Here is a 25735-nt window from a genome sequence, read left to right as displayed (position 1 = left end):
ACGTGCTCCAGATGACCGCCGACAGCATCGGCAAAGACCTGCTTTCCGCGCTGGTGACCGAAATGAAGCTGATGCCCGATATCCGGGTGAAGCTGTCCGAGAAAAAGCAGAACGACATCATCGACCGCCTGCGGGCGCGCGTCGAGCACAACGTGAAGATGGCGACGCACTTGATCGCGAGCGATGGCCGCATCGTCGTCCAGGGTGACCTGGACCAGATCACGATCAAAGACGGCGTCAAGGCGGTCGTGAAATTCGGCGGTTCTCAGCCGAACCTGCACGAGCTCTACGAAGCGAGCGGGAAAACCGTTCTGGTCGTCGTCGCAAACCCGGGCGAGCACACCGGTGGCATGGACGAGATCCGCGGCGAATCGGATCAGCGCGGTTTCGACCTCGGCCGCGAGTACACGGACGGCGATGGTGATGGCATGGACGGCGACAAACCCGACAGCGACGTCGTCGACGCCGAGTTCCGCGAGGTGCCGAAGCTCGGCGACGGCCCGACGCAAGCGCAGATCGACGAACAGCATCAGGCCGGCCGGCAGGCGGCCGCCGACGGCAAGCCCGAAAGCGAATGCCCCGTGATGGCCGGCGAGCTGTGCATCGCATGGGTTAAGGGCTGGAAGGAGTGGCACGAGGAACAAGCCGCCTCCGGCAACGAAGATCCGCTGTACGCCCAAGTCGAAGCGTTCGTGATCGAGCAGCAGAAAGTGTCGATTTCGAGCGTGCAGCGCCAGTTCAAGATCGGCTACAACCGCGCCGCGCGGCTGGTCGAGCTGCTCGAAGCGAAGGGCATCGTCAGTGCGATGGATTCGGACGGCAGCCGCACGGTGCTGCACCCACGCGGAACGCAGGGAGAGGAATCGTGAAAATCACCGACATCTACGTGGCGAACGTCCTCGGGATCCGCACGGCGGACCTCCGGCTCGCGAAACCCGTCGCCCTCTTCACCGGCCCGAACGGCGCCGGCAAGAGCAGCCTGCAGGAAGCCGTGCGCATGGCGCTCACCGGGGACACCGTGCGCGTCGCGCTGAAGAAGGAATACGGATCGCTCGTCACCGAGGGAGCCGACGGCGGCCAGATCGTGGTCGCGTGCGGCGAACAGGCGAACAGCGTCATGCTGCCGTCCGGCAAGCTGAAGCGCGAGCTCGCCGAGGATCCGCGCCTTCCGCTGGTGCTCGACGCGCAGCGGTTCGCGCATCTCGGCGCGGCCGAGCGCCGTGCGTTCCTGTACGACCTGATGGGCGTGAAGATTGGCGTCGACGAAATGCGCGCTCGGCTGCTGGGCAAGCTCGGGTTCCGCGCCGATGCGGTGCCGGCGCCTGCCGCCGCGCGGCTCGCAGCCATCACGCCGATGTTGCGCGCCGGCTTCGAAGCGGCGCAGAAGGAAGCCGCCGACCGCGCGCGCGGCGCGAAGCAGTCGTGGCGCACCGCGACTGGCGAGACGTACGGCAGCCAAAAGGGAGCGACATGGCGGCCGGCGGCGGTCGAGTTCGACGAAGCAGCGTTGCGGAAGCTCACGGGCGACCGCGCGGCGCTAGACGACCGGATCGGCGACCTGCAGCAGCAGATCGGCGCAGCCGACGCAGCAGACACGGCGGCACGTGCGCGTGCGTCGAAAATCGCCGATCTGCGCACGCGCGCCGCCGGTTACGCGAAGGCGGTCGAGCTCGCGCAGCTCGCCGACGAGCAGGTCGCCGAGTTTCTGCCCAAGGTCGAAGCGCTTCGTGTGCTCGCCGGCGCGGCGCCGGCCGGCACCGAATGCACCTGCCCTGAATGCGGTGCGCTCCTGCGCTACCTCAACGGCGTCCTGTCGGCGGCGGCCGCAGCCGGCGCGCGCGACGCTGACGCGGCCGCGAAGCTGCCCGAGTACGAGCAGGGTTTGAAGACGCTGCAGAACGCAGCCGCGAATCGCAAACGGGACGTCGAAGCGGCGGACGCGGCTGCGACGCAGCTGCGGGCGCTCGAAGACGACGCAGAGGACAGCAGCGCGGCCGTCGCTCGCGAGAGCGGCGACGCCGCGCGTTCGGAGCTGGCCGACCTCCAGCGCCGCCGCAAGCAGCTCGACACCGACATCGCGACGCTACGCGAAATCGAACGGCGCGCCGCCGGCGCGGCCGATCTGGCAAAGCAGGCCGCGGCGCTGCACGAAGACGTCGCAGCGTACGAGGCGATCGCCGACGCGCTCGCGCCGAACGGCATCCCAGCCGACCTGCTCAGCGAAGCGCTGACGCCGATGAACGAGCGCCTCGTCGCGCTCGCCGAGATGTCCGAATGGGCTGACGTGACGATCACGCCAGAGATGGAGATCTTCGCCGACGGACGCGCCTACGCCCTGCTGTCCGAATCCGAACGCTGGCGCGTCGACGCACACATCGCCGCCGCGATCAGCCACTTCTCGGGCCTGAAGCTGCTCGTGCTCGATCGCGCCGACGTCCTGGTCGGCCCGGAGCGTGACCGGCTGCTCTACTGGCTCGACGACCTGGCCTACACCGAGCAGATCGACACGGCGCTCGTGTTCATGAGCCTGAAGACGCCGCCCGGCGCCCTGCCCGAAGCCATCGAAGCATTCTGGGTCGAGGACGGTCAGGTCGCGCCAGCCGCGCAGCACGCAATACGGGAGGCAGCGTGAGAGAGGACATCGAGAAGTATCTCGCCACGACATCGGAAGCTACGGCGAAGGCCGTGGCGACCGGAACCGGGCTCCCGCATCTCGACGTGACGAAGGAGCTGAACCGAATGCTCAGCGAGGCGATCGTCGAGCGCGAAAAGCGGGCCGGCGGCGGCAACGAGTACGTGTACTGGCTCGCGCGCGCTGCTCAGTCGGCCACGCTGGCCAGCGACGCGCCGCCGGCCGAAGCAGCGCCGGCGCTGTTGTCCGTCGGTCTGGTCGACGACTCGGTGGACCCGAATGTCGGAGTCGTCGACGTGGCCCGGATCATCGCGGACCTGCGCGCCGACGTTGAGCGCCTCACCGTCGAGCTCGACGCCGCGCAGCGACGAGCCGACACCTGGCGCGCGAACGCCGCGGCGCTCGAAGCGCGCATCGACGAGTTGACGCTTGGGCCCGTCGGCGCACGGGCGCCGCTGTTCGTGACGGTCGGGAGGTATTGCAAGCCACGGCGTCACGCATCGCTCGAGAAAGCCCAGAGGCGTGGCAGCGCGCTCGTACGCAGCGAGAAGGAATCCGAGGTGCTCGTGCTCGAACCGGTCGGCCGAATCGTGCGCGGCACGCAGTGGATGCCTCGATAAATCAAATTGGCCGGGCTCTGTCGAGCAGCGCAGGGCAATCAGCCGTCTTATGAGCACTCACGTGACTCCTTGTGATGCTACTCATTCCACGACTGTTTGCCTTGCTCAACCAGGAGATCCTTATAGACGTGCTTCACAGTATCGTAGCACTCGTATAGACCTCTGCCAGTGGTGATGGTTCTCATACCAGACACCCGGAGGATCTCAACTCCGCGCAGGAGCTGGACCCTCAGCGTGGCCAATTGTGCCCAGCGCTTCTTTCCTATGTCTGTCGCACGCGCTGCGGCGATTCTCTCGAGAATATCCGTCAGTTCAGTCTCGTTGTGACCGACCACTCCTGGCTGCTTGTTCCTCACGGCACCAATAGCTCTCTCCAAGAAGTCAACGGAGTCCGACGCTATCGCCAATACGTCAGCGGTCAATCGGACACGAGCCCGTTCTCGATCCTCATCTCGCAATATCTTGGCGTGCCGACGCTCATCGCGGGAAACCCAAATGGCACCGAGAATGGCCACGATCGATCCGACTGCTTGAACCCAAGATGCCCAATCTGATGAATGCATGGATCCCCAGTCTATCAACTCATAGCCGGCAACTCCCGCAATGACGCACATCACGACAACTGCGCATCCATACAAATTTCGCCTCATCGCATCTCCATATTTATTGGCACGAATTGCAGCGCGGTAGTCGCCACTTGAAAAAAATCACCTACCACGACTTAGGCACATCGTCATCAAATTCTTCTTCCGGAAGAAACGGAGTATACAGTTGATTCGGAACGATTCCGACCAAGTGCATTGCCCGCGCATAGCTGCGCTCGGCATTCTGGCAATGGTTCTTGATATGCATTAGCGGAGGCTTAATCTTTGCCTCAAGTGATCTATCCATTAGCTCTTGCGCAGCTCCAGCCTCATTGACCATCCCTATGATTCCTCGCACCAAATTGGGAGAGTGAAGTTCAATTAGGTCAATTGATTCTAGGCTCTTTATCGAAAACGTGAATTCCGACGAACGATAGTAAAAGGTGACATCAATGTAACCAATCGCGGCAGCATCCACGTTAACGCCCAAGCGATGACACAGTGAAGCCAGATGCTCCATCAACTCAGCAACTGTCATTTTCCGTTGATCTAACATCGCGGCAGCTTCTTCTTTAGCGATTCGCCGCTGAATTGCGGCCTCTCGATCAGAAATTCTGTATGCAGCCCATATTGCTGCGATAGACCCGACTGCTTGAACCCACGCAGCTGCACCGTCGCTGTGTGATCTGAAAGCGTAAACCAAGAAAGCTACGACGAGCGCGAGCGCGCACAGCGCAAACGCGACCTCAATCAACTGCGAAATTCTTTTCATCGCACCCCCGTCCATTTTGGCGCAAATCGTAGCACGATCAACTTACCCCAAGCCGCGCAAATTCCGTTGCCTCGGATGCGCGGCTTCTTTTATGGGCGGCCAGCACGGCGCCCGCTTTTTCAACGATTCCGACATCTATGAACGTTCAGCGCGTATACAACAGCTTCGGATTCTGCTGCGGCCTCGGCGGCGGCGCCAAGGGCTTCACCAAAGCCGCCTCCCGCGTCGGCAACATGACAGCGACGTGGCGCTGCATCGGCGGCATCGACAACGATCCGGCGGCCGCGCGCGACTTCGAGACGCTGGTCGGCACGCCGTGCACGGTCATGGACCTTTTCACGCGCGAGCAGTACACCGCGTTTCACGGCGTCGAGCCGCCGGCCGGCTGGCGCGAGGCTACCCCGGAAGACGTGCGGCGCGCCGCCGGCTACCAGCATCCGCACTGCGTGTTCATCTCCTCGCCATGCAAGGGCGCGTCCGGGCTGCTGTCGGAGACGCTCAGCCGCACGCCGAAGTACCAGGCGCTCAACGAGCTGACGCTGCGCTGCGTCTGGCTGATGTGCGAGGCATGGAAGGACAACCCGGTCGAGCTGATCGTGTTCGAGAACGTGCCGCGGCTCGCGACGCGCGGCCGCCATCTGCTCGACCAGATCGGCCAGCTGTTCCAGCACTACGGCTATGCCAAGAACGAGACGACGCATGACTGTGGCGTGATCGCCGGCCTCGCGCAGAGCCGCAAGCGCTTCCTGCTCGTCGCGCGGCACATGGAAAAGGTGCCGGCGTGCCTGTACGAGCCGCCGGTCAAGCGCCTGCAGGGCGTCGGCACGCTGCTCGGCCGCATGCCGCTGCCGGGCGACGTCGAGGCCGCCGGCCCGATGCACCGCGTGCCGTCGCTGCAGTGGAAAACGTGGGTGCGCCTCGCGTTCGTCGAAGCAGGCAGTGACTGGCGCAGCCTGAACAAGCTCGCGGTCGAGAACGGGCACCTGCGCGACTACCTGATCGTGCCCGAGCGCCGCGGCGGCCACCTTGGCGTCGTCGACTGGAACGAGCCGGCCGGTACCGTCGCCGGCGAGTCGCTTCCGACGAATGGTGCGTTCAGCGTGGCCGACCCGCGCGGGCCGGCCGACGCCGCGCAATACCAGCAGTACGGCGTACTCGACTGGAACGACCACGCTGGCACGATCACCGGCCAGAAGTCGCCCGGGCAAGGCACCTTCAGCGTCGCGGACCCGCGCCACCAAGGTCCCACCAAGCACAACAACGAATTCCGGATCGTCCCCTGGCGCGATGCCGCCGGCGCCGTCACCAGCGCGCACGGTACCGGTCAGTGCGTGCAGGATCCGCGGCCGCCGGCCGGTCCGCTCTTCAGCAAGTACAAGGTGACCGAATGGGCCGGCCACGCCGGCACGGTCATCGGTGGCGATGACCAGGGCGCGTACGCGGTCGCCGATCCGCGCCCGGGCATGCGCCGCGAGCGCGGCGACGCGTACCTGACCGGCGGCCACTACGGCGTGGTCGGCTGGGACCAGCACAGCGGCGCGGTGTCGGCCGCCGCCGGGCACGACAACGGCCGCTGGTCCGTCGCCGATCCGCGCATGCCCGCGGCGAACGAGAAGACCGTCGCCGTGATCCGGGCGCTCGACGGCACGTGGCACCGGCCGTTCACCACGCTCGAGCTGGCCGTCCTGCAATCGCTCGTCGAGCCGGAAGAGTACCTCGAGCTCGACGGACTGTCCGACCAGGCGTGGCGCGAGCGCATCGGCAACGCGGTGCCGCCCGACGCCGCGCAGGCGATCGCCGAGGTGATGGGCACCACGCTGCTGCTCGCCGAATCCGGCGAGACGTTCCAACTTTCGTCGACCCCAGTCTGGGTGCGCCCGATCGCGATCGCGCTGACCGTTGCGCCGCAGACCTTCTAAGGCGGAGGCACCTGATGCCCTGTACCCCGTTTCGCCTTCCCGGCGGCATGTCCGGAATCATCTGCACGCGCGGCCGCGCGCGCCAGCGCCGCTGCTCGGTCGACGGCTGCAACGCGCCGAGCGGCTTCCAATGCGATTACCAGACGAAGCCGGGTAAGACGTGCGATCGGCACCTGTGCGCGATGCATGCGCATCTGATCGGAGCCGATACCCACTTCTGCCCTACGCACCTCGCAGAGTCGAGCGGCAAAAAGCAGGGCGATCTATTCGCATAAGTGACACTCAATCGGGCGGCCCAAGCAGGACGTCAATCGCAGCCTGCCCGGCGATCTCAGCGACGAGATATGCCCAGCGTCGGGTGAACGGGCCGTTTCGAATTTTTATGCGGTGTCCGCGCGCCCCAAGGATACCGAGATTGTCATGCCCCTTTATCTGGAACGTGACGTCATACATGTCCTGAGCGGACGGGGTCAGTTGCACATCGATTTCAAAACCGCGGTACTCGATTGTCCGTTGCATGACTACCTCCGCTATTCGAGTTAGAGGCTAGCACGAATGCAAAACAAGCGTTCCGGCATCCAAAGGACCACACAATGACCACCCAAAACGGAAAAAGCCCGCTCACGCGGAACGTGAGCGGGCAAGAAAACGGAGCAGCAATCCAGGCACGAGCACTGTCCTCAGCAGATAACGGCTCGCCGTGCCAAAACTTTAGCCAAGGAAATGGTCCCGCTCCCGAACAAGCGAGCCACGCGGCGGATGAACGGACGATGTTCGTGAAGCGGATGGGCTACGACCGTCCCGAGACGGAAGGTGTCGCCGTTGACGTATGGGACAGCCAGCGTGCGACGTGGCTCGAAGCGCTCGCCTTTGCCCGCACCGGAGCCTCATCATGAAAGAGCCAATTCTGTCGCAAGAGGAAGCGGAAGCGATCTTCGAGGCGACCCCCAAGTGTATCGACGGCACGTTCAACTTTATTGGTTATGCCGCCGCCCTCGAATCAGCATTGCTGGAGAAGCTGTGCGGGGAGCCGATCTATCAGACGCGCTGGTCCTCCCCATACACCGTATGGGGAGATGTCCCGAAGGGAGTCCACGACGACTACCAATCACACGGCTATGCGGATCGCCGGATCGTCTATGAACTGAAGGAGAAGCACCATGGATGAGCACGGCCTGACGGCGGCTCGCGACGCTGCGACCGCATACGCCCGTGAGCATGCTCGCGAATTGGCCACTGAACTGCTGGAATGGAGCGATACCACTTTGCTTCGCGATGGCAGAGTGCGTGAACTTGCGCGGATGCTTCAGGTGCTCGACGCCGCACATGCTCTGACGCTCGCGCGCTCTTTTGCCGAACGCGCAGCGCTTGAACTGGCCGCTGGCCGCGCCGCGGCCGACAGGGAGGCATGGGTATGCGTTGACGAGAAGGTGCCGACCTGCAACCGGAAGGTCGGATCGCTCGGCGTCGAAGTGCTGATCTGGCCAGCAATGGAAAGCGGTGAACGCACGGCGTTTTTCGGTCGACGGATCAGCCATAAGCCGATGTTCTATCGCTACGGCGCCCCCGTTCACGGCGTTACCCACTGGATGTCGCTACCCGCCGAACCGCCCCGCGCGAAGAGCCCGGCTCACGATGAGCGATGAATCTGCGCGTAGATCTCGCGCATGCCTCGGTGGGTGCAGGGCCGCCCGGGCGCGACGTTCTCGATCGCTATGTTGATGTCGCGTGGAGATAGGTCTGGATGGCGCAGTCGATCGTACAAGGCGTCAATGTGATCGGCGTGGAGGAATTTCTGGCTTTTCTCGTTAAACCAGATCCGCTCCTTGCCGTCCTTCATCTCGTTGACGCACAAGCGTTTCGCCCTCGCGATTTCGAATACGAGAGTGCGAAATTCCGCCTTGGTCATATTGGACCTCCCGCTCATGCGTACCGGGTCAACCACTCTTCGGAAAACTGCTTCGCGTAGGCAACCGCTTCGGCTTCCGTGTCGAATTCGCCGAGTTTCCGAAACGCCGCCTCGCGACTGAATCCCACTTTCGTCACTTCGACCTGCGCGGCGAACTTGCCGTCGTCGGTCGGGCGTGGCGTGCAATTCATCTCGTACCCACGCATCAGGAAAACCGTTTTCATCTGGTGCTCGCTGGAAAAATCCGGAGGAATCGTAGCATGTCGACGTCGACGCACAACCTGTGGACGACCGCCGAGGCGCGCCTGCTCGCCCGCCTCTATCCCTCCCCCATCCCGTCCAAGGCTCTGTACGCAGCGTTTCCGCGTCATTCGCGTAAGTCAGTCCAGACCTTTGCCACCCGGGTGCTCAAGCTCAAGCGGGCGCAGCGCGACTACAGGTCGCGCGCGACGCCGGCGTGGGACAGGATGCGCGCCATTCTTGAGCGGGAGCGCCTGTCCGTTCGCGAGCTGGTGACACGCTGCGGTGTCTCGCAGCAGCGCGTCAGCGAGCTGCTGACGATTCACCGCACCGAAGTGCAGATCGTTGACTGGATCCCGCCCGAGGGCCGCGCTCAGTGGCGGCCGGTCTGGGCGGTCGGCGCCGGGCCCGATGTTCCGTGCCCGGCCGCCATCAAAACCGAAGCCGCTCGCGCGGCACGCGCCGCCATGAAGCGCAATCCGTTCCTCGCCGCGGCGGGCCTCGTGACGATCCCCGTCGGCGAGCGCGGCCGTGTCTTTCAGCAGCCCATGGATATCGACGACGAGGACCTCGCCGCATGAGCACCCGAACCATCCTCGAGGTCAACCACGACTTCCTGCTTCGACTGCTGGCCGATCCCCTCGGCCTCGCAGACACGCTGCGCTCGGTCTGCTGCGACCACCAGGCCGAGCTGAACGACGACAACGGCCGCGGCCGGCCGCTCGACCTCGGTGGCGGCATTCGTATCGTCTATCGCCGACACCACAGCGAGGAAGCGCGGCTCATCACTAAGTACGTGGACATCCAGATATGACCGCTCTTTTCTACCTTCAGGACAGCCGTTCGTTCGTCGGCAACGACGTGATGTGGTGGGCCGATCCCGACGGCTATACGACCGATCTGCGCAAAGCTCGGCTTTTCACCAGGGACGACGTGCAGCAGCACCACAACATCCGCGAGACCGATATCCCGTGGCCAAAGGAGTACATCGACGCCAAGACGCGCCCGGCCGTCGACGTGCAGTACATCAGGCGCGACGAGGCGCTGCACGGCACTGGGATCGCCCTGCAGCCAAAGCGCAAGTTCCCACGTGCGTACACCCTAAACTGCTCGGGCTGCGGCCGCTTCGTCAGCGATCAACAGCGATACCTTGAAAATTGCCGCCACTGCGGTGCAGACAACAGACCATGAGCGAGAACAGCAAAATCGAATGGACGGATCACACCTTCAATCCGTTCATCGGCTGCACGAAGGTGTCGCCCGGGTGCGACCACTGCTACGCCGAGCACATGATGGACACGAGGCTGCACAAGGTCGTCTGGGGGCCGCACGGTGAGCGCGTTCGCACGTCGGCGGCCACGTGGCGACAACCGCTTCGCTGGAACGCGCGGCACGCGGAGTTCTTCGCCGCGCACGGCCGGCGCCAGCGCGTGTTCTGCGCGTCGCTCGCCGACGTGTTTGACAACGCTGTCGATCCAGCGTGGCGCCGCGACCTGTTCGAGCTGATCGCGCGCACGCCGAATCTCGACTGGCTGCTGCTCACGAAGCGAATCGGCAACGCGCGCGACATGCTCAACGAGGTGGTCGACGAACTGTCCTGCGGGCTCAACACGTGGGACGAGTTGCCGTGGCCGACCGTCTGGCTCGGCGCGACGATCGTCAACCAGGCCGAGGCCGACCGCGACATCCCGAAGTTGCTAGCGATGCCCGCGCGCGTGCGCTTCCTGTCGATGGAGCCACTGCTCGGCCCAGTCGATCTCACGTCCATCCCGTGGGGCGGCTTGCGCGTGAGCGCCCTGCAAGGCTGGAGCAGCCCCGAGCATGGCTTGCACTGGGTGATCGTCGGCGGCGAAAGCGGCCCAGGCGCGCGGCCGATGCACCCTGACTGGGCCCGCGATCTGCGGGACCAATGCGCGGCCGCCGGTGTGCCGTTCCTGTTCAAGCAATGGGGCGAATGGGCGCCGGGCGAAAACTGCGGCGGGCCGCCGACGCGCACCGAGCGTGTCGCCGACTGGTTCGGCGACGAATGGTCGTTCAGCACGATGACGCCCGGCGAGCATGACGGCCTGAGCTACGACGACGAGCCGACTGTATATCGCGTCGGCAAGAAGACCGCCGGCCGCCACCTCGACGGCCGCACTTACGACGAATTCCCGGAGGCACGATGAAATCCGAGTTCAAGATTCAGCGGCCCGACGACGTGCCGATGACGCTCACCATGACGATGACGCTCGGCGAGTGGAAGAGGCTGCAGGAGCAGCTCGCGACCACCTACCCGTCGTGGAAGTTGTCGACGAACATCCGCGAAATGGTGCGCCTCGCGACGACGACGTTCGCCGAAGCGAAGGAGCTCGACCTGTGACGGAACGCCCTATCCTTTTCAGCGGCCCCATGGTGCGCGCCATCCTCGAAGGCCGGAAGACACAGACGCGGAGAATCATCAAGCTGCCTCACGATAATCCGCTCGGCATGTGGGAGCCGACGACAGCCGGCGGCGGATCCGTGAAATATGCCGGCGGAACGCCCGCGCCGGAGCTGGCCGCGATCTGGCACACACGCACCGGTGAATGTTACGTCTGTCCGCATGGCGACGTCGGTGACAGTCTGTGGGTGCGCGAAACGCATGAGGTGCGCCGCATCGGCACCGAGACGTTCGAAGGCAGCCGACCGACACGCCGCTATGCCGGCATCGCGTACCAGGCCGACGACGGCCGCGTCGAAGTCGACATCGACCTCAACACGTTCCAGGCGCTCGACGCCAAGGAATCGCGCGGCTGGACGCCGTCCATCCACATGCCGCGCTGGGCGTCGCGCATCACGCTCGAGATCACCGGCGTGCGCGCCGAGCGCCTCCAGAGCATCAGCGAGTCGGACGCGCGCGACGAAGGCGTGACGATCGCCGACCACCACATGCGCGGCCACGGCGGCGGAGCGTTCCGGCCGCCCAGCATCCGCGCCTTTCACGACCTGTGGGACAGCCTGAACGCCGCGCGCGGGCATGGCTGGGACATAAACCCGTGGGTATGGGTCGTGGCATTTCGAAGGATCGAATCATGAGCCTCTATCTCACCACTCCGGAGCTGGCCGAGCTGGTTGGCTGCAAGCCGCGTAGCCACGCCTGCATGAAACGCTGGCTCGAGCGCAACCATTGGCCGTACGCCGTCAACATTGCCGGCGTTCCGCTCGTCGCGCGCGAATACTATGACGCACGCATGAACGGCACCGCCCCCTCAACACCCGCGCGCCGGAACCGCCCCGCTGCGTCAGAAGAACCGAACTTCGCCGCACTGCGATCATGATCGGACGACGAAAACGTCCGGACGGCTTGCCCTTCCGGCTCTACGCCCACTACGGGAAACATAAGGTCAGCTTCGGCTACAAGCTGCCCAATGGCAGATGGGCATTCCGTCTGTCGGCCCCGGCCCACAACAAGGAAGCGCTCGCCGAAATCCGCAAGCAGGCGATCGAGCGCGCGGAGGCCTTGAACGGAAACGCCATCGAGCCGGGAACGGTCGAGGCGCTCGTCGCGCAGTATTTCGAGTGGCAAGACGGCCTGCCGCACACCGACGAGCGACGCAAGGCACAGTCCACGCTCGACGAGAACCGGGTCGAGTCGAAACGGCTGATCAAGGTCTTCGGGACGATGTCGCCGGCGGCCATTAAGCCGAAGCACGTGTACGGTTACCTCGACCAGCGCGCGCAGCTCGGCGCGCCGGCGAAGGCGAACAAGGAAATCGCCCTTCTATCCGCGATCCTCGAATACGGCCGGCGCCGCGGCGAGCTCGAAACGAACCCGTGCCGCGGCATCGAGTACAACCCGACGCGGCCGCGCCAGCGGTACGTGACGCAGGACGAAATCGAGCTCGCGGTCGAGGTCGCACGGTCGCGGCGAAGCGTTGGTGACCAACACCCCAGCTCGGCATACCTGATTCTCGCGCTGTGCGTGCAGGCCGCATACCTGACCGTGAGCCGGCCGACCGAGATGCGCGAGCTGCACCGCCAGGGCATCAAGCCGGAAGGCGTCGAGGTGCCGATCGGGAAACGGAAAGCCGGCGAGCAACAGCGTGTGAAGCTCGTGCTTTGGTCGCCCGAGCTGAAGGCAGTGATCGACGAAGCGCTCGCGCTTCAGCGCACGTCGAGCGTGCACGTGTTCGGCAACACCGCCGGCCAGGTGTACACGCGCAGCGGATGGAACACGAATTGGTCGCGGCTGATGGGCTACTGCGAGAAGGAAGCGCAGGCGCGCGGCGTGCCGTTCGAACGGTTCGCGCTGCGCGATATGCGCCCGGCGGCAGTCACGGATCGGCAGGAAGAAGGCGACGACCGGATTATCGACGCGACGGGCCACGCCGATGAACGCATGGTGAGAAAGACGTATGACCGGCGCCGGCAGAGAAAAGTACGTGCAACTCGCTGACGCCCTTCGATCACGACATCATCGATTGCGCAGCCTTCACTACGAGCCCGACCACATCGCCTCCATATTCCTTGATCCACTCCCGGAGACGGCTGCCACGAACGGCCTCCTCCTTTTCTTCTTGCGTACCACCTTTTACCTTACGGACAGCATCGAGAGCATCTTCGATCGCTTCATGCGGTGTTTCCGGCGGGAGAATTTTCTTGAGCTCGTCGACTATTGCATCACGCTCATTGATGCCATAAACGCCACCGGACACCGATGCTTTATCGCCGATCGCTATCTCCGTGCTGGAGTCATTCGGCACCGAAATTCCAGTATGGCCACCTACCACGTTGCTTTCACCAGAAATCGAAACTTTCATTGAGCTTTCCCCATCGTTTTTCCGATCACCGCTACCCTGCCCAACAACTACAACGCTCCGTGTGCCGCGCGAAACAACGTTGTGCAATTCAAGACCTCCAGGGAAGCCTTCCTCTATGTAGAACGCTGTCTCCGCATCGCCATCAGAAATGATCCCTATGTCCTTGATAACGACGCCTGCACGATTTGCGCGGCTACGAGATTTCGCGTTGGCTATATCAGCGGCCCGTTTCAATATCCATTGCTTTATGCCTTTACCGCGTGAGTTCATTGCCAATGTAACCCCAAATGTGCGGAACGCAAAAAGGCCCGCTCAGTGGCGGGCCTTGCTCGATACATCTTCCAAATTTTGGAATCTTATCTTCCAAAACTTGTAACACGTCAGCTTGATTCTGCTGCAAGTGCTTGAATTTGTTGGGGTGGCTGATGGGACTCGAACCCACGACGACAGGAATCACAATCCTGGACTCTACCAACTGAGCTACAGCCACCACTGATACTGCTTGCTTCGTTTCGCTGTTTTGTTTCAGCAGCGAAGAACAAGATTATACGAACACTTTTGAATCTTGCAAAGCCTTTTTTTCAAAAAATTCTTCGGCTTCGTTCAGATGCGCGCGGGCCTCGTCGAACACGGCCAGATCGCCGCGTGCGAGCCTCTTGTTGTCGGACAGCACGCGACGCCAGCCGCGCGCACCAGGCATGCCGCGATACAGCCCGAGCGCGTGCCGCACGATCGCGCCGAGGTAGGTTCCGCGCTTCAGTTCAGCCGCGCAGTATTCGATCAGTTGCGCTTCGGCCTCTTCGCGCGTCGGCACCGCTGCGGTCGACCCGTAGAAGCGCGCATCGACCTCCGCCAGCACGTACGGGTTGTGATACGCCTCGCGCCCGAGCATCACGCCGTCGACGTGCTCGAGATGCTGCGCGACTTCGTCGAGCGTCGTGATACCGCCGTTGATCACGATCTCCAGCGACGGAAAATCGCGCTTCAACCGATACGCATAGTCGTATTTGAGCGGCGGGATCTCGCGATTCTCCTTCGGCGACAGCCCCTTCAGGATCGCGTTGCGGGCATGCACGACGAACGTTTCGCAACCAGCCTCGGCCACCGTGCCGACGAAGTCGCGCACGAACGCGTAATCCTCGACCGCATCGACACCGATCCGATGCTTGACCGTCACCGGCACCGACACCGCATCGCGCATCGCCCGCACACATTCGGCGACGAGCTGCGGCTCGTTCATCAGACACGCACCGAACGCGCCGCGCTGCACGCGCTCGGACGGACACCCGCAATTCAGGTTGATTTCGTCGTAGCCCCACTGCTCGCCGAGTTTCGCCGCGCGCGCGAGGTCGTCCCGCTCGCTGCCGCCCAGTTGCAGCGCGACCGGCGATTCGCTCGGCGTGAACGCGAGATGCCGCTGGGCATCGCCGAACAGCAGCGCACCCGTCGTGATCATCTCCGTATACAGCCACGTATTGCGCGTCAGCGTGCGGTGGAACGAACGGCAATGGCGGTCCGTCCAGTCGAGCATTGGCGCGACCGATACACGGCGAGGGGAAAGCGAGGACGGAACGGACATGGAATTCGGGTACAGGCCAGGCGGCACGGAAACAACCGGGTATTTTACCGCAATACCGGCCATGCCCGCCCGACCCGCACGCTACCGGTCGTCCAGCTCAGCATCGATCGCCCGGCGCGCCTCGTCGAACACCCGCTCGATCACGCGCCGTTCGGTGAGCAGCATCCCGTCGACCTTGACCAGCCGCCAGTCGATCCGCACGGCATCGCCCTGTAGCACGCGATAGTGCGCATGCTCGCCGTCCCAGACCTGCTCGGTCTTCACTTCGATCTCGAAACCGCGGTACGGCTCGCTGAAATCGCCGAGGTCGCTGCCTCTGGGTTCCATCGCACGCTCCGTGGCGAAGCCGCGCCCGGCCGCCTGCGCGGCCGGCGCCGCGCGCTCAATCGTATTCGTCGGACAAAAATGACCGGCCATCGGCCGTCAGGTCGACCCGGTCGGCCGCCGCCTGATAGATCAGCCCGTCATTCAGCAACGCGTAGACGACGTCGTCGAATGCGGCGGGAACCGGCCGGCTGTCGCCGAACTGGTCGATCCATTTCAGCGCCTCGATGGCTTCGGGGGAAAGGATGGGGTCATGCGTTGGCCTCCGGCATCGGTGTCGTTCCATCCTAGCACTTCGTCCAGAAGTCGAATACCGAGGCAAACGCGCTGCGCGAATGCCATGCGGCGCCGCCGGGCACACTGCCCGCCGACGCCGCATGGGGGCGCGACCCGCGCGCTCAGAGACGCGCGATCGAGACTTCCGTCGACTTCACGAGCGCGACGACTTCGGCGCCGACCTTCAGTTCGAGTTCGTCCACCGAACGGGTGGTGATCACCGACGTGACGATGCCGAACGGCGTCTCGACGTCGACTTCGGAGACCACGGACCCGCGAATGATCTCCTTGACCTTGCCCTTGAACTGGTTTCGTACGTTGATTGCAGTGATGCTCATCGGGATGATCGCTCCGAAGAAAAAAGTCTCAGAACGGGCGGCCGGAGCCGCCCGGAATTAAACGGCCCAGCGGATCTGCCCGACCGGTCGAACCTTGTCTGCTTCATGCTCGGCGTCGTGATCGGCCGCGCCGGGGCCGCCGGCGAGCACGCGTTTCAGCACGCGATCCTCCAGCGCCGCGAATGCGGCCGACGCGCGGGCACGCGGCCGGTCGAGCGGCACCGCCTGGTCGAGCGCCACGCGCCCCTGCTCGATCAGCAGGATGCGGTCGCCGAGCGCGACGGCCTCCTGCACGTCGTGCGTGACGAGCAGCGCAGTGAACCGATGCTCGCGCCACAGGCGCTCGATCAGCGCATGCATCTCGATGCGGGTAAGCGCATCCAGCGCGCCGAGCGGCTCGTCGAGCAGCAGCAGTTGCGGCCGGTGCACGAGCGCGCGGGCCAGTGCGACACGCTGCCGCTGGCCGCCCGACAGTTGCGCGGGCCAGTCGTTCGCGCGTTCCAGCAGCCCGACTTCGTCGAGCACCGCGCGGGCCTGGTCGCGCGCACCGCGGCCGAGACCCAGCATCACGTTCTGCAGCACGGTCTTCCACGGCAGCAGGCGCGCATCCTGGTACATGATCCGTGTGTCGAGCACGCCGCCGCCCTCGCCGCGCGTCACGAGCGCGCCGCTGCTCGGCTGCTCCAGCCCCGCGACGAGACGCAGCAGCGTCGATTTCCCGCAGCCGCTGCGGCCGACGATCGCGACGAAGCTGCCGCGCGCGATACCGAGCTCGACGTTGTCGAGCACCGTGCGCGCGCCGAAGCGCTTGCTGACGCCCGACAGCGTGACCGCGTCGTCGGGTGCCGTGCCGCCCGCGCGCCGCCGCGCGAGCGGCACGACCGCTGCGCTGCCGTCACGTTCGAGGATCGCCGCGTCACGCGCATCGCTGTCCGCGACGCGGGCCTGCGCCAGTTCGGCCTCGAGGTCTGCGCCGGCGAGCGGGCCGTAGGCGGCCGCCGAAGTCGTCGCATTCATGCCTTTGCTCCTGATTGATAGGCGGGGTGCCAGCGCAGCGTCACGCGCTCGATCCATTTCGCCAGCACATCGGCCAGCTTGCCGAGCACCGCGTACAGCAGGATGCCGACCACCACCACGTCGGTTTGCAGGAATTCACGCGCGTTCATCGTCATGTAGCCGATGCCCGACTGCGCGGAGATCGTTTCCGCGACGATCAGCATCACCCACATCAGGCCGAGCGCGAAACGCACGCCGACGAGGATCGACGGCAATGCGCCGGGCAGGATCACGTCGCGGTACAGCGCGAAGCCGCGCACGCCGTAGCTCTTCGCCATCTCGATCAGGTTCGCGTCGACCGAGCGAATCCCGTGATACGTATTGATGTAGACGGGAAAGAACACGCCGAGCGCGACGAGGAACAGCTTCGCCTTCTCGTCGATGCCGAACCACAGGATCACGAGCGGGATCATCGCGAGCGCCGGGATGTTGCGGATCATCTGGATCGTCGAGTCGAGCGCGACCTCGGCGGCCTTCGACAGCCCGGTCGCAAGCCCCAGCGCAAGGCCCACGCCACCGCCGATCGCGAAGCCGAACAGCGCGCGCCACGTGCTCACTTTCACGTTCGCCCACATTTCGCCCGACGTCACGAGCGACCAGGCGGCGCGCACGACGGCCACCGGCTCGGGCAGCACGCGGGTCGACAGCCAGCCGGTGCGCGCACCGACCTCCCACACCACCAGCAACGCGAGCGGCACGAGCCACGGCGCGACGCCGCGCCACGCGCGGGCGGCCACGGCGACGCCCGTCGTCGACGTTTTCGTTGTCATCGCAAGCCTCCGTCGCTCAGCTCTGGCTCGTCTTCGGCAGATAGTTGTTGCCGACGATCTCGCCGAACGGCCCCGACAGCGGACCAGCCGCCTTCTTGACGCCCTCGCCCTTGATCAGCGGGAACACGAGTTCCGCGAAGCGATACGACTCCTCGAGGTGCGGATAGCCGGACAGGATGAACGTCTCGATGCCGAGATCCGCGTATTCGCGCATCCGTTCCGCGACCTGCTCGGGATTGCCGACGAGCGCCGTGCCGGCGCCGCCGCGCACGAGCCCCACGCCGGCCCACAGGTTCGGATAGACCTCGAGCGCCTCGCGGCCGCCGCGCTTGCCGCCGTGCAGCGCGGCCATCCGGCGCTGGCCTTCCGAATCCATGTTCGCGAACGCTTTCTGCGCACGCGCGATCGTGTCGTCGTCGAGCCGGCTGATCAGCCGATCGGCGTCACGCCATGCCTCGTCCTCGGTCTCGCGCACGATCACGTGCAGGCGGATGCCGAACTTGATCTTGCGGCCGCGCGCGTCGGCACGGGCGCGGATGTCGGCGATCTTCTTCGCGACGGCCTCGGGTGGCTCGCCCCAGGTCAGATAGGTATCGATGTGATCGGCGGCGATCGCGTGAGCGGCCGGCGACGAGCCGCCGAACCACAGCGGCGGATGCGGATGCTGGACGGGCGGATAAAGCGCCTTGCCGCCTTTCGACTGCAGGTGCTTGCCGATGTAGTCGAACCCGTCGTTGTCGTGCGATGCGGCGAGCAGTCCGCGCCAGATGTTCAGGAAATCGTCGGTGATCTCGTAGCGCGTGTCGTGATCGGCGAAGAGGCCGTCGCCCTCGAGCTCGGCCGCATCGCCGCCGGTGACGACGTTGATCAGCAGGCGGCCGCCCGACAGACGGTCGAAGGTCGCGGCCATCCGCGCGGCGAGCCCCGGCGAAGCGATGCCGGGACGCACGGCGACCAGGAATTTCAGGCGCTGCGTAGCCGGAATGAGGCTCGATGCGACGACCCACGCATCCTCGCAGGAACGGCCGGTCGGCAGCAGCACGCCGTCGTAGCCGAGCGTGTCCGCCGCCACGGCGACCTGCTTGAAGTAATCGTAGTCCGCGGCGCGCGCGCCTTCGGCCGTGCCGAGATAGCGGCTGTCGCCATGCGTGGGGATAAACCAGAACACATTCATCTGCTGCTCCTGCTTGACTGTCACTGCCGAAATTTGAAAAAAACGTCGCCCTGCTCGCGTCGCGGAGGAGCGACGCATGCATGGTGTGCATTCGAATCGGGATGGCTCGCCGGTCAGGCCGTGCAGCGGACGAGGACGCGATCGCACGGCTGTTTCTGAGGAATCAGTCTAGGGATCGGTACAGGGCTTTGGAACGATTTTTTTGAGCTTAGGTTTTCCGCTTTCGTGATTAGCACGACGCTGGAGCGAATATCGCCGCGGCCGGGCCCTATAATGGCGCACCTATCCGAATAACTTCGCGCATACGGCTTCGGCCGTGCGCGCCTGCGGTGCACTCATCGATGCAGAAAGTCATCCTGCCCTTCCTGTCCGGCTTCCTGGCCGCACTGTTCTTCCGCGAGGCCACGCTCGCCCTCCTCCACACGGCCGACCTGATCGCCGCAACCGGCTTCTCGACACAACCGTTCGCGCCGCTCGGCATTCCTGAATTTGTCGCGAATGCGCTGATCAGCGCGTGCTGCGCAATTCCGATGGCGTGGTTGTTGCGCGTGTCGCCGGAACGCGAAGCATCGTGGATCGGCGCGCTCGTGTTCGGCGGTATCGTGCTGACGGCCGCCCGCGTGTTCGCGATCGATCCGCTGCGCGGCATCTGGCCTTCGGGCAACATGATGCCCGTGCTCGCGGCCGGCTTCGCGGCGAACGCAGTATGGGGCTTCGGCGCGCTCGTGTTCATGCGCGCGTTCATGTCGGACGACGCGGGCGACGAATAACGCCAACGCGGGCGATGCGGCCTTCGGGCCCGGACCGGCCGACATCCATGAAAAAGGCCGCGTGCATCGTGCACGCGGCCTTTTCGTTTCTTCCCCGCGCGTCGCTCCTCCCGCGCGAATCAGCCTGATCGACGTCAGTCCTTCAGCGCGCGCAGCGGATGCGTGTCGGGCGTCCACGGGCTGTCGAACATCGCGAGCACGTCGGCGCGCCCGACGTCGGCGGCCGACTTGAAGCGCCACACCGGCTGGTGATCCTTGTCGACGATCAGCGCGCGCACGCCTTCGATCACGTCGCCGCGCGCGAAGGTCGAGCGCGTGAGATCGAGATCGCGCCGCAGGCAATCGGCCATCGTCGCGCCGCGCGCGCGTTCGACGACTTCGAGCGATACAGCCATCGACAGCGGCGACAACTGCTCGCGCATCGCGTGAGTCGCCTTCTCGACCCACCCGTCGACCGCCGCGCAATCCGGCTCGGCGTCGAGCGACGCGAGGATTGCGTTGAGGTCGGGCTGCGCGAAATGCCGGTCGATCCCGGCGCGCGCGTCGGCGAGCGCCGACGTGTCCGGCGTCGGCACGACCTTGTGCGCGGCCGCCGCGTCGGTCACGCACCCGACGGCCTGCGCACCGCTGTCGATGCGCGTGCCGCGCAGCGTGTCGAGCAGCGGCGGCAGCGCGGCATCGGGCAGATAGACGTCGGCGAGTTGCGCGTACAGCGCGCCGGCCGCGTCGAGCGTCGCGCCGGTCACCGCGAGATAGCGGCCGATCGCGCCGGGCGTGCGCGCGAGAAACCAGCTCATCCCGACGTCCGGGAACAGGCCGATGCGCGTTTCGGGCATCGCCATCTTCGTCGAGTCGGTCACGACGCGCAGGCCGCCCGTATGCCGCGCCGCCTGCGAAATCCCCATGCCGCCGCCCATCACGACGCCGTGCATCAACGCGATGTACGGCTTCGGATACGTGAAAATCGCATGGTTCAGCGTGTATTCCTCGATGAAGAACGTATCGACCGCATCGCGGTCGCCGCGCTGCCACGCATCGTGGAAGAAGCGCACGTCGCCGCCCGCGCAGAACGCGCGCGGGTGGGGACTGTGCACCACGACCGCGACGACGTCGGGATCGTCGCGCCACGCGTCGAGCGCCTGCTGCATCAGCCGGATCATGCCGATCGACAGCGCATTCAGCGCCTTCGGCCGGTTCAGTTCGAGAAAGCCGATGCGGTTCGCGACATAGGCGCGCACGTCGGGCTGGGCGGATTCGGCGGGAACGGCGGCGGAAAGGGAATCGGTCATGAAGGTCATCCGGCAAACGGCGGTCGCACGCTCAGTGCGCCTGCATCTTCGAGAACAGGTTCAGCACCACGACGCCCGCGATGATCAGCCCGAGGCCGATCACCGCCGGCACGTCCGGCACCTGGCGATAGAGCAGCATCGCGACGAGCGTGATCAGCACGATGCCGGCGCCCGACCAGACTGCATAGATGATGCCGACGGGCATCGTGCGCAACGTGAGCGACAGGCAGTAGAACGCGACGCCGTAACCGGCGACGACGAGCACCGACGGCCACAAGCGCGTGAAGCCGTCCGCCGCGCGCAGCGCGGACGTGCCGATCACTTCCGCGACGATCGCGATCGCGAGCCATGCGTAACCGGGCAATTGCATCGCTCAGCTCCTTGCGAGGGCCAGTACCGCGTAGTCGTGGCCGAGCTCCGCACACAGCGCCTCGACGACGAACTCGTGGTCCGCACGCTGCGGCAACCCGGACGCAGTGATCGAGCCGATCACGCCGGCACCGGCCACGGTCAGCGGAAACGAGCCGCCGTGCGACGCATACTCGGCGACCGGCAGCCCGTGCTTGTCCGCGAGGGTCGCGCCGGCCTGCTGCATGCGCAGGCCGATCGCGTACGAGCTACGGCGAAAATGCGCGACGACGTTGCGCTTGCGGCGCACCCAGTCGGCGTTGTCGGGCGTGGCTCCGGCGAGCGCCGCATAGAACAGCGGCTGGCCGAACGTGACGATGTCGATCGCGATCGCATGACCGCGCGACGTCGCGAGCGCATGCATCCGGTTGCCGAGCGCCCACGCGCGGGCCGGGTCGAAATGGGGAAACACGAGCGCCTGTTCCTGCGCGCCGATCGATTGCAGATCGTGAGCGATGTCCATGAATCCGTCGATGCAGTAATGAGAGTCGCAACGGCGCCGATGCGATCGCGCAGGGCCGCTGCAGGGATGACGACACAAACCGCTCGATTCTAGCGCACGCGCCTTCCCGTACCGGCCCCACCCTCGCTCGTCATGCGATTGTCAGAAAACACTTGCACGCATTCTGGTTAGCCCATATAATTCATTTCTTCGACGGACGCGGGGTGGAGCAGTCTGGCAGCTCGTCGGGCTCATAACCCGAAGGTCGTAGGTTCAAATCCTACCCCCGCAACCAACCGTCCAGAATTTCGCAAAAAGCCCGGTTTCGTGCCGGGCTTTTTGTTTTTACGCGTCCGGGCGCCGCGCCCTCTTCGCTCGCGCGCCCACCCGCGCCCCCACCGTTTCGCACGACTCGCCGCCCCATGCGCAGGCGTTCGAGAATGCCGCGGCCCGGTGATACACTCGCATCACCTCGTCCCTTCCATTCGACATGAAATTCTGCTCCGTCTGCGGTCACGAAGTCCTCGCGCGCATTCCTCCGGGCGACAACCGCGAGCGCTTCGTCTGCGATCACTGCGGCACGATCCACTATCAGAATCCGCGCAACGTCGTCGGCACGGTGCCGGTCTGGGGCGACCAGATCCTGCTGTGCCGCCGTGCGATCGAACCGCGCTACGGATTCTGGACGCTGCCGGCGGGCTTCATGGAAATGGGCGAGACGACCGCGGAAGCTGCCGCGCGCGAAACGCTCGAGGAAGCCGGCGCGCGCGTCGAGGTGCAGAACCTGTTCACGCTGCTCAACGTGCCGCACGTGCACCAGGTCCACCTGTTCTATCTTGCGCGGCTCACCGATCCGGGTTTCGAAGCCGGCGAGGAAAGCCTCGAAGTGAAACTGTTCGACGAAGCCGACATCCCGTGGGACGAGATCGCGTTCCCGACCGTCAGCCAGACCCTGCGCTTCTTCTTCGCGGATCGCGCCGCCGGCGACTACGGCGTGCACACCGGCGACATCTTCCGCTCGCTGCGCAACGGCTGAGCCCCGCACCCATGGTTCCCTGGCTCGGCCCGGACGATCCGTTTCCGTCCATCGAACGCGCGCTCGGTCCCGCGACCGGGGCGCCCGGGCTGCTCGCCGCGAGCGCCGACCTGCTGCCGTCGCGGCTCATCGACGCGTACCTGCGCGGCATCTTCCCGTGGTACTCGGACGGCCAGCCGGTGCTGTGGTGGAGCCCCGACCCGCGCATGATCCTCGTGCCGGCCGAATTCAAGGTATCGCCGTCGCTGCGCAAGACGCTGAAGCGCGTGCTGCGCGCGCCGGAATGGGAAGTGCGCGTCGATCACGATTTTGCCGGCGTGATGCGGGCATGCGCCCAGGCGCCGCGCCGCGGGCAGCGCGGCACGTGGATCACCGCCGAGATCATCGACGCCTATACGTCGCTCTACCGCTCCGGCAACGCGCACAGCATCGAGACGTGGCACGACGGGCGCCGCGTCGGCGGCCTGTACGGCGTGTCGTTCGGCCGGATGTTTTTCGGCGAGTCGATGTATGCGGACGTGACCGATGCGTCGAAAATCGCGCTGGCCGCGCTCATCGCGCACCTTCGCGAGCAGGGGCTGGAGATGATAGACTGCCAGCAGAATACGTCGCATCTAGCGTCGCTCGGCGGCCGCGAGATCGCACGCAAGGCCTTTGTCGCTCACGTGCGCAGCGCGGTAGCCGAACCGCCGATTCCGTGGCAGTTCGACAAGCGCGTGCTCGCCGCGCTGACGAGCCCCGCCGAAACGGCGGCGCCCACCGGGACCGAGCGCTAGCGCGGCACTCCTTCCCTGCATCGAGAGCTGCCCATGACTCACCCGACTGAGCTGCCGCTTTCACCGCTTTCGGCGCTGCAATTCTATGCAACGGCGCCCTATCCGTGCAGCTATCTGGACGGCCGCATCGCGCGCTCGCAAGTCGCGACGCCGAGCCACCTGATCAATTCCGACATCTACACCGAGCTCGTGAAGGCCGGCTTCCGCCGCTCGGGCGTCTTCACGTACCGCCCGTACTGCGACGGCTGCCGCGCCTGCGTGCCCGTGCGCGTGCCGGTCGGCGAGTTCGCGCCGACGCGCACGCAGCGCAGGATGTGGAAACGGCACCGCGCGCTGGTCGCGACAGTCTCGCCGCTGCACTACGACGAAGAGCACTACGCGCTCTACATGCGCTACCAGTCCGCGCGCCACGCAGGCGGCGGCATGGATCGCGACAGCCGCGACCAGTACGAACAATTCCTGCTGCAAAGCCGGATCAACTCGCGCCTCGTCGAATTCCGCGACCTCGACGCACCGGGCGGCGAACCCGGCAAGCTGCGGATGGTCAGCATGATCGACATCCTCGGCGACGGGCTGTCGTCGGTCTATACGTTCTTCGAGCCGGACGACCGGCACACGAGCTACGGCACCTACAACATCCTGTGGCAGATCGAGCAGGCGAAGAGCCTCGGGCTGCCCTACGTGTACCTCGGCTATTGGATCCGCGAGAGCCCGAAGATGGCCTACAAGGCGAACTTCCACCCGCTCGAAGGGCTGATCGACGGCCGCTGGAAGACGCTCGATCCGGAACGGATCGACCTGCCGCCCGTCGACGCGGCGCTGGCGCGCGCGCCCTTGCCGGGCGGGCATTCCGGCTCGGGCTGACGCACGCCGCGGCGGCTACGAAGCAAAGCACGCCCGTGCCGCGCAACTCCCGGTAAAATAGCGGGTTGTCATTCATTCCGGCTGTCCGCCCAACTCCCGTGTTCAGTTCCCTCTACCCGCTGGCCCGCGCATCCCTGTTCAAAATGGATGCGGAAGACGCTCACCACCTTACGTTGCGCGCGCTCGGCGCGGCCGGCCGCACGGGCCTCGCCTGCGCGCTGTCGGCCCGCGTGCCCGACGCGCCGCGCACCGTGATGGGGCTCACGTTCCGCAACCCGGTCGGCCTCGCGGCCGGCCTCGACAAGGACGGCGCGGCCATCGACGGCCTCGCGGCGCTCGGCTTCGGCTTCATCGAGGTCGGCACGGTCACGCCGCGCCCCCAGCCCGGCAACCCGCGCCCGCGGATGTTCCGGCTGCCGCAGGCCGAGGCGCTGATCAACCGGATGGGCTTCAACAACCACGGCGTCGACCAGTTCGTGAAGAACGTCCAGGCCGCCCGCTATCGCGGCATCCTCGGCCTGAACATCGGCAAGAACGCCGACACGCCGATCGAGCGCGCCGCCGAGGATTACCTGTACTGCCTCGAGCGCGTGTACCCGTTCGCGAGCTACGTGACGATCAACATCTCGTCGCCGAACACGAAGAACCTGCGCCAGTTACAGGGCGCGGGCGAGCTCGACGCACTGCTCGCCGCGCTGAAGGACAAGCAGCAGCGCCTGGCCGACCTGCACGGCAAGCTCGTGCCGCTCGCGCTGAAGATCGCGCCCGATCTCGACGACGAACAGGTCAAGGAAATCGGCGACACGCTGCTGCGCCACAAGATCGAAGCGGTGATCGCCACCAATACGACGCTGTCGCGCGCGGCCGTCCAGGGCCTGCCGCACGCGGACGAAGCCGGCGGTCTGTCGGGCCGCCCGGTGTTCGACGCGTCGAACGAAGTGATCCGCAAGCTGCACGCGGAAGTCGGCAACGACGTGCCGATCATCGGCGTCGGCGGCATTTTCTCGGGCGAGGACGCCCGTGCGAAGCTGGCGGCCGGCGCGGCGCTCGTCCAGCTCTATACCGGCTTCATCTATCGCGGCCCGGCACTCGTATCCGAATGCGTGAAGGCGATCGCCCGCGAACGCAGCGCGTAATATAGGCATAAACAAACTGTATTTAATGATTGATAGCGTT

At 65.3% G+C, this 25735-nt stretch carries 35 protein-coding genes and 2 tRNA genes; 21 read left to right on the top strand and 16 right to left on the bottom strand.

What is annotated here, in order from left to right; genetic code table 11:
- Positions 1-11: 11 nt before the first annotated feature.
- From SY91_RS10690 to SY91_RS10680, 3 genes are read left to right on the top strand one after another with little or no spacing between them, the layout of a single operon-like run.
- Positions 12-869: a DNA translocase FtsK gene (locus SY91_RS10690; RefSeq protein WP_260632403.1), complete on the top strand. Its 858-nt coding sequence runs from the start codon at positions 12-14 to the stop codon at positions 867-869.
- Entirely contained in the window at positions 866-2632 is a 1767-nt protein-coding gene (locus tag SY91_RS10685; RefSeq protein ID WP_023474747.1) for an AAA family ATPase, read from the top strand. The genes SY91_RS10690 and SY91_RS10685 overlap by 4 nt, the downstream gene beginning before the upstream one ends.
- Entirely contained in the window at positions 2629-3252 is a 624-nt protein-coding gene (locus SY91_RS10680) for a hypothetical protein (protein WP_023474748.1), read from the top strand. The genes SY91_RS10685 and SY91_RS10680 overlap by 4 nt, the downstream gene beginning before the upstream one ends.
- A 711-nt stretch (positions 3253-3963) precedes the next feature.
- Here the strand turns inward: SY91_RS10680 and SY91_RS10675 are convergent.
- On the bottom strand, positions 3964-4608 hold the full coding sequence (locus SY91_RS10675) for a hypothetical protein (RefSeq protein ID WP_185920899.1): 645 nt from the start codon (positions 4606-4608) through the stop codon (positions 3964-3966).
- A 137-nt stretch (positions 4609-4745) separates the two neighbouring features.
- On the opposite strand from SY91_RS10675, the gene SY91_RS10670 reads away from it, so the two are divergent.
- Positions 4746-6527 carry a hypothetical protein gene (locus SY91_RS10670; RefSeq protein WP_023474749.1) on the top strand — a complete coding sequence of 594 codons (1782 nt, stop codon included), beginning with the start codon at positions 4746-4748 and terminating at the stop codon, positions 6525-6527.
- 282 nt (positions 6528-6809) lie between these two features.
- Here SY91_RS10670 and SY91_RS10665 read toward each other — a convergent pair whose 3' ends face one another.
- Entirely contained in the window at positions 6810-7046 is a 237-nt protein-coding gene (locus SY91_RS10665; protein ID WP_043886461.1) for a hypothetical protein, read from the bottom strand.
- A 74-nt stretch (positions 7047-7120) separates the two neighbouring features.
- Here SY91_RS10665 and SY91_RS10660 point away from each other — a divergent pair, with 74 nt between their 5' ends.
- From SY91_RS10660 to SY91_RS10650, 3 genes are read left to right on the top strand one after another with little or no spacing between them, the layout of a single operon-like run.
- Entirely contained in the window at positions 7121-7423 is a 303-nt protein-coding gene (locus SY91_RS10660) for a hypothetical protein (RefSeq protein ID WP_185920898.1), read from the top strand.
- Positions 7420-7695, top strand: a complete 276-nt coding sequence (locus SY91_RS10655; protein WP_023474751.1) for a hypothetical protein — start codon at positions 7420-7422, stop codon at positions 7693-7695. The genes SY91_RS10660 and SY91_RS10655 overlap by 4 nt, the downstream gene beginning before the upstream one ends.
- Positions 7688-8173, top strand: a complete 486-nt coding sequence (locus SY91_RS10650; RefSeq protein ID WP_023474752.1) for a DUF551 domain-containing protein — start codon at positions 7688-7690, stop codon at positions 8171-8173. Before SY91_RS10655 ends, SY91_RS10650 begins: the two co-directional genes overlap by 8 nt.
- Here SY91_RS10650 and SY91_RS10645 read toward each other — a convergent pair.
- Both SY91_RS10645 and SY91_RS10640 read right to left on the bottom strand, forming a co-directional pair.
- Positions 8158-8436: a hypothetical protein gene (locus SY91_RS10645; RefSeq protein WP_023474753.1), complete on the bottom strand. Its 279-nt coding sequence runs from the start codon at positions 8434-8436 to the stop codon at positions 8158-8160. The genes SY91_RS10650 and SY91_RS10645 overlap by 16 nt on opposite strands.
- 14 nt (positions 8437-8450) lie before the next feature.
- Positions 8451-8660 carry a hypothetical protein gene (locus SY91_RS10640; RefSeq protein WP_023474754.1) on the bottom strand — a complete coding sequence of 70 codons (210 nt, stop codon included), beginning with the start codon at positions 8658-8660 and terminating at the stop codon, positions 8451-8453.
- 36 nt (positions 8661-8696) lie between these two features.
- Here SY91_RS10640 and SY91_RS10635 point away from each other — a divergent pair, with 36 nt between their 5' ends.
- From SY91_RS10635 to SY91_RS34995, 8 genes are read left to right on the top strand one after another with little or no spacing between them, the layout of a single operon-like run.
- A complete protein-coding gene (locus SY91_RS10635) occupies positions 8697-9257 on the top strand; it encodes a hypothetical protein (protein ID WP_043886465.1) in 561 nt (186 codons plus the stop codon).
- Entirely contained in the window at positions 9254-9490 is a 237-nt protein-coding gene (locus SY91_RS10630; RefSeq protein ID WP_023474756.1) for a hypothetical protein, read from the top strand. The genes SY91_RS10635 and SY91_RS10630 overlap by 4 nt, the downstream gene beginning before the upstream one ends.
- Positions 9487-9867 carry a hypothetical protein gene (locus SY91_RS10625; protein ID WP_023474757.1) on the top strand — a complete coding sequence of 127 codons (381 nt, stop codon included), beginning with the start codon at positions 9487-9489 and terminating at the stop codon, positions 9865-9867. The genes SY91_RS10630 and SY91_RS10625 overlap by 4 nt, the downstream gene beginning before the upstream one ends.
- Positions 9864-10844 (top strand): phage Gp37/Gp68 family protein, encoded by a 981-nt coding sequence (locus SY91_RS10620; RefSeq protein WP_023474758.1) that lies wholly within the window; start codon positions 9864-9866, stop codon positions 10842-10844. The genes SY91_RS10625 and SY91_RS10620 overlap by 4 nt, the downstream gene beginning before the upstream one ends.
- A complete protein-coding gene (locus tag SY91_RS10615; protein WP_023474759.1) occupies positions 10841-11038 on the top strand; it encodes a hypothetical protein in 198 nt (65 codons plus the stop codon). The genes SY91_RS10620 and SY91_RS10615 overlap by 4 nt, the downstream gene beginning before the upstream one ends.
- Positions 11035-11733, top strand: a complete 699-nt coding sequence (locus SY91_RS10610; RefSeq protein ID WP_043886467.1) for a hypothetical protein — start codon at positions 11035-11037, stop codon at positions 11731-11733. Before SY91_RS10615 ends, SY91_RS10610 begins: the two co-directional genes overlap by 4 nt.
- On the top strand, positions 11730-11975 hold the full coding sequence (locus tag SY91_RS10605) for a DUF4224 domain-containing protein (protein ID WP_023474761.1): 246 nt from the start codon (positions 11730-11732) through the stop codon (positions 11973-11975). The genes SY91_RS10610 and SY91_RS10605 overlap by 4 nt, the downstream gene beginning before the upstream one ends.
- Entirely contained in the window at positions 11972-13093 is a 1122-nt protein-coding gene (locus tag SY91_RS34995) for a hypothetical protein (RefSeq protein WP_023474762.1), read from the top strand. The genes SY91_RS10605 and SY91_RS34995 overlap by 4 nt, the downstream gene beginning before the upstream one ends.
- A gap of 10 nt (positions 13094-13103) precedes the next feature.
- On the opposite strand, the gene SY91_RS10595 is transcribed toward SY91_RS34995, so the two are convergent.
- The 9 genes from SY91_RS10595 to ssuD form a co-directional block, all read right to left on the bottom strand.
- Positions 13104-13727, bottom strand: coding sequence for a hypothetical protein (locus SY91_RS10595; RefSeq protein WP_185920897.1), 624 nt, complete (start codon positions 13725-13727; stop codon positions 13104-13106).
- A gap of 144 nt (positions 13728-13871) precedes the next feature.
- A tRNA-His gene (locus SY91_RS10590) sits at positions 13872-13947 on the bottom strand.
- Positions 13948-14001: 54 nt separating this feature from the next.
- Positions 14002-14988, bottom strand: a complete 987-nt coding sequence (dusA, locus tag SY91_RS10585; RefSeq protein ID WP_043886470.1) for a tRNA dihydrouridine(20/20a) synthase DusA — start codon at positions 14986-14988, stop codon at positions 14002-14004.
- Positions 14989-15117: 129 nt separating this feature from the next.
- Positions 15118-15363 carry a hypothetical protein gene (locus tag SY91_RS10580; RefSeq protein ID WP_043886471.1) on the bottom strand — a complete coding sequence of 82 codons (246 nt, stop codon included), beginning with the start codon at positions 15361-15363 and terminating at the stop codon, positions 15118-15120.
- A 55-nt stretch (positions 15364-15418) separates the two neighbouring features.
- Entirely contained in the window at positions 15419-15646 is a 228-nt protein-coding gene (locus tag SY91_RS10575) for a hypothetical protein (protein ID WP_185920896.1), read from the bottom strand.
- A gap of 112 nt (positions 15647-15758) precedes the next feature.
- Positions 15759-15974: a molybdopterin-binding protein gene (locus SY91_RS10570; RefSeq protein WP_006476104.1), complete on the bottom strand. Its 216-nt coding sequence runs from the start codon at positions 15972-15974 to the stop codon at positions 15759-15761.
- Between the two features lie 57 nt (positions 15975-16031).
- Entirely contained in the window at positions 16032-16991 is a 960-nt protein-coding gene (locus SY91_RS10565; RefSeq protein WP_023474766.1) for an ATP-binding cassette domain-containing protein, read from the bottom strand.
- Positions 16988-17800 carry an aliphatic sulfonate ABC transporter permease SsuC gene (gene ssuC / locus SY91_RS10560; RefSeq protein ID WP_011545311.1) on the bottom strand — a complete coding sequence of 271 codons (813 nt, stop codon included), beginning with the start codon at positions 17798-17800 and terminating at the stop codon, positions 16988-16990. Before ssuC ends, SY91_RS10565 begins: the two co-directional genes overlap by 4 nt.
- A 16-nt stretch (positions 17801-17816) precedes the next feature.
- Positions 17817-18974, bottom strand: a complete 1158-nt coding sequence (ssuD, locus tag SY91_RS10555) for an FMNH2-dependent alkanesulfonate monooxygenase (protein WP_011545310.1) — start codon at positions 18972-18974, stop codon at positions 17817-17819.
- A 341-nt stretch (positions 18975-19315) separates the two neighbouring features.
- On the opposite strand from ssuD, the gene SY91_RS10550 reads away from it, so the two are divergent.
- Positions 19316-19744, top strand: coding sequence for a hypothetical protein (locus tag SY91_RS10550; RefSeq protein ID WP_006484223.1), 429 nt, complete (start codon positions 19316-19318; stop codon positions 19742-19744).
- A 134-nt stretch (positions 19745-19878) separates the two neighbouring features.
- On the opposite strand, the gene SY91_RS10545 is transcribed toward SY91_RS10550, so the two are convergent.
- Genes SY91_RS10545 through SY91_RS10535 form a run of 3 tightly spaced genes read right to left on the bottom strand, consistent with a single transcriptional unit; the run spans position 19879 to position 21904 of the window.
- Positions 19879-21033 carry an enoyl-CoA hydratase/isomerase family protein gene (locus SY91_RS10545; RefSeq protein ID WP_023474768.1) on the bottom strand — a complete coding sequence of 385 codons (1155 nt, stop codon included), beginning with the start codon at positions 21031-21033 and terminating at the stop codon, positions 19879-19881.
- A 31-nt stretch (positions 21034-21064) separates the two neighbouring features.
- Positions 21065-21397: a DMT family transporter gene (locus tag SY91_RS10540; protein ID WP_371090929.1), complete on the bottom strand. Its 333-nt coding sequence runs from the start codon at positions 21395-21397 to the stop codon at positions 21065-21067.
- Positions 21398-21406: 9 nt separating this feature from the next.
- Positions 21407-21904 carry a heme-degrading domain-containing protein gene (locus SY91_RS10535; RefSeq protein WP_006476110.1) on the bottom strand — a complete coding sequence of 166 codons (498 nt, stop codon included), beginning with the start codon at positions 21902-21904 and terminating at the stop codon, positions 21407-21409.
- A gap of 197 nt (positions 21905-22101) precedes the next feature.
- Between SY91_RS10535 and SY91_RS10530 the strand changes: the two genes are divergently transcribed.
- The 5 genes from SY91_RS10530 to SY91_RS10510 all read left to right on the top strand — a co-directional run bounded on the left by SY91_RS10530 (position 22102) and on the right by SY91_RS10510 (position 25695).
- Positions 22102-22178: transfer RNA gene (locus SY91_RS10530), tRNA-Met, on the top strand.
- A 195-nt stretch (positions 22179-22373) separates the two neighbouring features.
- Positions 22374-22919, top strand: coding sequence for an NUDIX hydrolase (locus SY91_RS10525; RefSeq protein WP_006476111.1), 546 nt, complete (start codon positions 22374-22376; stop codon positions 22917-22919).
- An 11-nt stretch (positions 22920-22930) separates the two neighbouring features.
- Positions 22931-23695: a leucyl/phenylalanyl-tRNA--protein transferase gene (gene aat / locus SY91_RS10520; RefSeq protein WP_006476112.1), complete on the top strand. Its 765-nt coding sequence runs from the start codon at positions 22931-22933 to the stop codon at positions 23693-23695.
- Positions 23696-23728: 33 nt separating this feature from the next.
- The gene (locus SY91_RS10515) at positions 23729-24559 is read left to right on the top strand and encodes an arginyltransferase (RefSeq protein WP_006476113.1); all 831 of its coding nucleotides are present in this window, start codon (positions 23729-23731) and stop codon (positions 24557-24559) included.
- Positions 24560-24657: 98 nt separating this feature from the next.
- Positions 24658-25695 carry a quinone-dependent dihydroorotate dehydrogenase gene (locus tag SY91_RS10510; RefSeq protein ID WP_027807358.1) on the top strand — a complete coding sequence of 346 codons (1038 nt, stop codon included), beginning with the start codon at positions 24658-24660 and terminating at the stop codon, positions 25693-25695.
- Positions 25696-25735: the final 40 nt, after the last annotated feature.

The sequence above is a fragment of the Burkholderia cenocepacia genome (assembly GCF_014211915.1).
Lineage (GTDB): Bacteria > Pseudomonadota > Gammaproteobacteria > Burkholderiales > Burkholderiaceae > Burkholderia > Burkholderia orbicola.
Note: the sequence above shows the minus strand (reverse complement) of the source record. Positions and strands in the feature narration are given on the sequence as shown.

Coding starts and splice junctions, on each gene's coding strand:
- SY91_RS10575 (WP_185920896.1), bottom strand. CDS start 15,646: ATGGAACGACACCGATGCCGGAGGCCAACGCATGACCCCATCCTTTCC.
- aat (WP_006476112.1), top strand. CDS start 22,931: ATGGTTCCCTGGCTCGGCCCGGACGATCCGTTTCCGTCCATCGAACGC.
- dusA (WP_043886470.1), bottom strand. CDS start 14,988: ATGCTCGACTGGACGGACCGCCATTGCCGTTCGTTCCACCGCACGCTG.
- ssuD (WP_011545310.1), bottom strand. CDS start 18,974: ATGAATGTGTTCTGGTTTATCCCCACGCATGGCGACAGCCGCTATCTC.
- SY91_RS10535 (WP_006476110.1), bottom strand. CDS start 21,904: ATGGACATCGCTCACGATCTGCAATCGATCGGCGCGCAGGAACAGGCG.
- SY91_RS10515 (WP_006476113.1), top strand. CDS start 23,729: ATGACTCACCCGACTGAGCTGCCGCTTTCACCGCTTTCGGCGCTGCAA.
- SY91_RS10620 (WP_023474758.1), top strand. CDS start 9,864: ATGAGCGAGAACAGCAAAATCGAATGGACGGATCACACCTTCAATCCG.
- SY91_RS10595 (WP_185920897.1), bottom strand. CDS start 13,727: ATGAACTCACGCGGTAAAGGCATAAAGCAATGGATATTGAAACGGGCC.
- SY91_RS10665 (WP_043886461.1), bottom strand. CDS start 7,046: ATGCAACGGACAATCGAGTACCGCGGTTTTGAAATCGATGTGCAACTG.
- SY91_RS10650 (WP_023474752.1), top strand. CDS start 7,688: ATGGATGAGCACGGCCTGACGGCGGCTCGCGACGCTGCGACCGCATAC.
- SY91_RS10660 (WP_185920898.1), top strand. CDS start 7,121: ATGACCACCCAAAACGGAAAAAGCCCGCTCACGCGGAACGTGAGCGGG.
- SY91_RS10670 (WP_023474749.1), top strand. CDS start 4,746: ATGAACGTTCAGCGCGTATACAACAGCTTCGGATTCTGCTGCGGCCTC.
- ssuC (WP_011545311.1), bottom strand. CDS start 17,800: ATGACAACGAAAACGTCGACGACGGGCGTCGCCGTGGCCGCCCGCGCG.
- SY91_RS10545 (WP_023474768.1), bottom strand. CDS start 21,033: ATGACCGATTCCCTTTCCGCCGCCGTTCCCGCCGAATCCGCCCAGCCC.
- SY91_RS10550 (WP_006484223.1), top strand. CDS start 19,316: ATGCAGAAAGTCATCCTGCCCTTCCTGTCCGGCTTCCTGGCCGCACTG.
- SY91_RS34995 (WP_023474762.1), top strand. CDS start 11,972: ATGATCGGACGACGAAAACGTCCGGACGGCTTGCCCTTCCGGCTCTAC.
- SY91_RS10565 (WP_023474766.1), bottom strand. CDS start 16,991: ATGAATGCGACGACTTCGGCGGCCGCCTACGGCCCGCTCGCCGGCGCA.
- SY91_RS10690 (WP_260632403.1), top strand. CDS start 12: ATGACCGCCGACAGCATCGGCAAAGACCTGCTTTCCGCGCTGGTGACC.
- SY91_RS10645 (WP_023474753.1), bottom strand. CDS start 8,436: ATGACCAAGGCGGAATTTCGCACTCTCGTATTCGAAATCGCGAGGGCG.
- SY91_RS10630 (WP_023474756.1), top strand. CDS start 9,254: ATGAGCACCCGAACCATCCTCGAGGTCAACCACGACTTCCTGCTTCGA.
- SY91_RS10525 (WP_006476111.1), top strand. CDS start 22,374: ATGAAATTCTGCTCCGTCTGCGGTCACGAAGTCCTCGCGCGCATTCCT.
- SY91_RS10570 (WP_006476104.1), bottom strand. CDS start 15,974: ATGAGCATCACTGCAATCAACGTACGAAACCAGTTCAAGGGCAAGGTC.
- SY91_RS10655 (WP_023474751.1), top strand. CDS start 7,420: ATGAAAGAGCCAATTCTGTCGCAAGAGGAAGCGGAAGCGATCTTCGAG.
- SY91_RS10635 (WP_043886465.1), top strand. CDS start 8,697: ATGTCGACGTCGACGCACAACCTGTGGACGACCGCCGAGGCGCGCCTG.
- SY91_RS10605 (WP_023474761.1), top strand. CDS start 11,730: ATGAGCCTCTATCTCACCACTCCGGAGCTGGCCGAGCTGGTTGGCTGC.
- SY91_RS10675 (WP_185920899.1), bottom strand. CDS start 4,608: ATGAAAAGAATTTCGCAGTTGATTGAGGTCGCGTTTGCGCTGTGCGCG.
- SY91_RS10625 (WP_023474757.1), top strand. CDS start 9,487: ATGACCGCTCTTTTCTACCTTCAGGACAGCCGTTCGTTCGTCGGCAAC.
- SY91_RS10640 (WP_023474754.1), bottom strand. CDS start 8,660: ATGAAAACGGTTTTCCTGATGCGTGGGTACGAGATGAATTGCACGCCA.
- SY91_RS10615 (WP_023474759.1), top strand. CDS start 10,841: ATGAAATCCGAGTTCAAGATTCAGCGGCCCGACGACGTGCCGATGACG.
- SY91_RS10580 (WP_043886471.1), bottom strand. CDS start 15,363: ATGGAACCCAGAGGCAGCGACCTCGGCGATTTCAGCGAGCCGTACCGC.